Source organism: Spirulina subsalsa CS-330 (assembly GCF_028330765.1).
Classification (GTDB): domain Bacteria; phylum Cyanobacteriota; class Cyanobacteriia; order Cyanobacteriales; family Spirulinaceae; genus Spirulina; species Spirulina subsalsa_A.
Genome location: NZ_JAQMTY010000042.1, coordinates 1 through 3,783 on the forward strand (window position 1 = coordinate 1; position 3,783 = coordinate 3,783).

At 56.9% G+C, this 3,783-nt stretch carries 5 protein-coding genes; 1 reads left to right on the plus strand and 4 read right to left on the minus strand.

What is annotated here, in order from left to right:
- Window positions 1-317: 317 nt before the first annotated feature.
- On the plus strand, window positions 318-926 hold the full coding sequence (locus tag PN477_RS02980; RefSeq protein ID WP_272116728.1) for a hypothetical protein: 609 nt from the start codon (window positions 318-320) through the stop codon (window positions 924-926).
- A gap of 52 nt (window positions 927-978) precedes the next feature.
- Here PN477_RS02980 and msrB read toward each other — a convergent pair whose 3' ends face one another.
- The 4 genes from msrB to PN477_RS03000 form a co-directional block, all read right to left on the minus strand.
- Window positions 979-1,377: a peptide-methionine (R)-S-oxide reductase MsrB gene (msrB, locus tag PN477_RS02985; protein ID WP_272116730.1), complete on the minus strand. Its 399-nt coding sequence runs from the start codon at window positions 1,375-1,377 to the stop codon at window positions 979-981.
- Window positions 1,378-1,452: 75 nt separating this feature from the next.
- Window positions 1,453-2,244 (minus strand): peroxiredoxin-like family protein, encoded by a 792-nt coding sequence (locus PN477_RS02990; protein ID WP_417158741.1) that lies wholly within the window; start codon window positions 2,242-2,244, stop codon window positions 1,453-1,455.
- Between the two features lie 11 nt (window positions 2,245-2,255).
- On the minus strand, window positions 2,256-2,717 hold the full coding sequence (locus PN477_RS02995; RefSeq protein WP_272116734.1) for a hypothetical protein: 462 nt from the start codon (window positions 2,715-2,717) through the stop codon (window positions 2,256-2,258).
- A gap of 146 nt (window positions 2,718-2,863) precedes the next feature.
- Window positions 2,864-3,694 carry a GNAT family N-acetyltransferase gene (locus PN477_RS03000; protein ID WP_272146971.1) on the minus strand — a complete coding sequence of 277 codons (831 nt, stop codon included), beginning with the start codon at window positions 3,692-3,694 and terminating at the stop codon, window positions 2,864-2,866.
- Window positions 3,695-3,783 lie beyond the last annotated feature (89 nt).

The following is a 3,783-nucleotide window of genomic DNA, read 5'->3' on the forward strand; positions in this document are numbered from 1 at the left end:
AAAAAGGGGGGAACGCAAAAAAGTCCCCCTTTTTAAGGGGGATTTAGGGGGATCAAACGCAGACGAGGCCAACATTTGAACGTTATGTATAAGCAGTAGCCCTAGGGGAGAGGGAACTGGAAAAATGGATCGGCTCCCCTCGCCCTCTGGGAGAGGGGTTGGGGGTGAGGGCGATCAAGCCAGCCAACCAGGCCTCTGGCTCACTCATGCCCGATCCAGACTCGCAACGGGGGTAATGTCGCTTAACCCTGCGGGCCTCGGCAAAGCATTGTGGCGGCTCTTGGTAGACTGGGAAGGCAAAGCATTGAAGAAAACCCATGCGGATTGGTGTGTTTTTAGCAGCCGTTGGCCTGTTGACCATGGTAGTGGTGCAGAATTGGTCGCCCACGTTGCCGTTGGTGGTGTTCGGGACGGCGACGATCGCATTTCCCCTGGGCCTGTGGTTAGCCTTCGCCCTGGGGGCAGGCTTGATCACCAGTATTCTGCTCCAAGGTCTCAGCTATCGGCCCATTGTCAAGGCTCCTGAACCGCCGGTCGCGCCCCGTTATCGTGCTGGGGTGGAAGAACCGCCGCCGCGCCGTTCGCGATCGCGCCCCGCTAAGGGGGACTGGGAAACACCCCTTGATCCGGAATGGGAACGGGAGGCGGATGATTGGGATATTGAGTCCCCCCCGGAACGTCCCACCACGCCCCGCCGTGAGTCGCGGCAACCCGTCACCGAAGCCCGCGAAGCCCGTGAAGCCCGCGAAGCTCGACGTAATGACACAACCCAGCGCGATCGCCCCGCTGATGGCATTTATGATGCTAACTACCGTGTGATCACACCGCCACCTGCCACCCCCGACACGGAGCCGAGTTCACCCCCTCCGCGTGACCCCACGAAAAACACCCCCGATACCTCGGACGGCGAGGAGTGGGAGTTTTAAGGCAGGGGTGCGTGGGTGTGACGGATCTCCGTGGGAGTTGGGCTGACTGGGTCTAGCTTTGGGGTTCAAAGTCTAGGGCGGCGGAATTCATGCAGTAGCGTTTGCCGGTGGGTTTGGGGCCATCGTTGAACACATGGCCGAGATGGGCATCGCAGGCGGCACAGAGGACTTCTGTTCTGACCATGAAGAGGCTGCGATCGCTTTCATAGGCCACATTGTCTTCGGTAATGGGCGCGTAAAAACTCGGCCAACCTGTCCCTGAATCAAACTTAGTCTCTGAGGTAAAGAGGGGTGTGCCGCAACACACGCATTTATAAACTCCGCTGGCTTTGTTGTCGTGATATTGGCCCATGAAGGCTCGTTCTGTGCCTTTTTTGCGGGTCACTTTAAACTGTTCAGCGGTGAGTTGAGCTTGCCATTCTTGGTCTGTTTTTTGAATTTTTTCCACCATGATCTTCGATTAAGGGTTGATACCGTTTTGAATGGGACTGTCTAGCTGGGGTTGTTGGGCCAGAGAGATATTATTCTAACGATTCCCTGCTGGCCCTTGGGTGGGGATCAAGAATGAGAGGGGGCGACGCATTTCGGCGGCATAGCCCAGAATGCCGCGATCGCGATATTCGTAGCAGAGTTCCCCCGCTGCGCTAAACAGAAACGTTGCGCCCCGCTGGGGGAGGTAGCTGGGGTCGGGGACGTAGGTGCGCCAATGGGAGAGCACTTCTACCATGTTGCGGAGGCGGACGGTAGCGAGTTCAAAGGGTCGCTGGAAGCCGTTGCCCCCGGCTAGGTTAAAGACTGACCCCTGAAAGGAGGGCAAGGGGGGCGCGTTGACCTGTTCGTCGTCGTGGATCAGTTGGGGGCCGTGGCGATCGCCCCAATAGCCGCGCCACACTTCCCGCAATGTACCGGGGCTGCCAATTCCGGCGCACATCAGCAGCAGATTCAGCCAGGCGTTTTGGCCGGGGGAGAGGCCGGGAATTTTAAAGGTTAAGCCGGGATAGAGGTTGAGATCGCGGTGGAGTTGGGCTTCGGGATCGACGAAGAGTTCGGCGGCGGGGAAGCCGGTGTAGTCACAAAAGCGTTGGCCGGAGTTGCGATCGCCTATGCCCACGGCCCGCACGGCAATGTTGGCGTGGTGGAAATGGGCGCGATCGCGCTGAATCCAGGTTGCATATTCAATACTGTCAAAATCGCCGAGTTGCGGCCAAATCACGATCAGGGTCTGCTCGGCTGTTTCCGTGCCCCGCAGCACCGGCAAAAGCACCCCGTCACTGACTCGGATGCGAGCGGTTTGACGCAGCAATTCGTAGCTATCTATGGGGGGGAGACTTACCATTCCGTGAGGTTGCGAACTTTATGCACCGTTTGGGGCAGAACCCCCACGAGGGCGGCGATCGCCTCATTGGGCAGTTGCGCCACCGTTTCCACATCAAACCAATTTTCAAACTGATTGAGAATGGCTTGGACGCGCTGGGTGGGGATGGGGTTTTCCGTAACCTGTTTAAACAGTTTCACCCATTGCCGCCGCATTAAATAGGCTTTTTGGCGTTCTTCGGGGTCTTTCGGGGGCAACAACGACCAATTGCCCACCGGCAACACATTCAACACATCCGTATCAAACACACTGCCCACCACTGCCCCCGGCCCGGCAAATTCGGCGTGATGTTGCTTATAGATAATCAAACCGTTGCGGCGACGTTGATTCACCACGAGCAGTTTTTGCGATCGCAAATCGGTGAGGACTTGAGCGATCGCATCAGACGGCGGAGGTGACTGAGTTGTATTCATCATGGGTCAAACAAATGGTCAATCCCACCAACCCGGTAACGGTTCAGGATTTTAGTGATCCATGTCCAGAGCAGGACAGAGAGACCCGACGCGATCGGTCTCTAGAGAACCCTTCAGGACTAGCTCTAACATATCCCACGAACCCCAAACTACCCAGAACATTGCATTGATTTGTACAGGAGCAAACGTTGGGGTTGAAACCACTCCCATCCCCCATAATTCGGGGCACTGTCCTCGATATGATACCCCAAACCTTGGTAGAGTTGCTGCGCCGGTTGGTTGCGACTTAACACATGAAGATAAAGGGCTTCAAACCCCCAATCTCGCGCTTTTGGTTCACAGCCCAACAGCAAGCACCGCGCCACCCCCCGCCGTCGATAGTGGGGATGCACCGCCAGGTTAGAAATGTAGGGATATTCGACGGTGTAGCGTCGCCAGGTGAGGGGGCGCACGGACACTTCCACCGTACCGATCACTTGCTCCGTAGGATGGGACACCGCCGCCAAACAGCAATAGTGGGGCAGATCTGCCCGAAAGCGAGCGCGTAAATCTTCTTGAATGCCGAAGCGGATCAGGGGCTGCATCCAAAACATCACACCGGTCGGGGGGTGAAAGCTGTCGGTGAGCACTTCCGCTAGGCGGGGGATGTCAGCAGCGGTGGCGTGCCGAATGGCGATCGCCGCCCTGGGGCAGGTGAGATCGTCGGCAGCCGAGACAGCGGATGATGGGGCAGGAGAATAGCAGGAGTCCAATACCGTGTTTAAGAATGGGGAGGAGCAAAAGGGGGATGGACAATCAAGGCTTAAGATCGACCCGTTGACCGTCATCTCAAGAACACTGATCACCATTGCTAACGCATTGTAGCGGGAATTTCGGGGTTCGGGAAGATGACGGCGGTGGGGGCGGCGATCGCATCTCGCGCCGGTTGTTGACACTCCCACCGTTAAATCACAGATTATAACGGGGGATTCTTGCTTCATTGGGTTTGTCTAGTCTCAAGTCATCTCTGTCTTGAAACCCCGTCCAGATTCCCCTCCACAAGCATCTGTTTAACGTCCACTGAATGTCC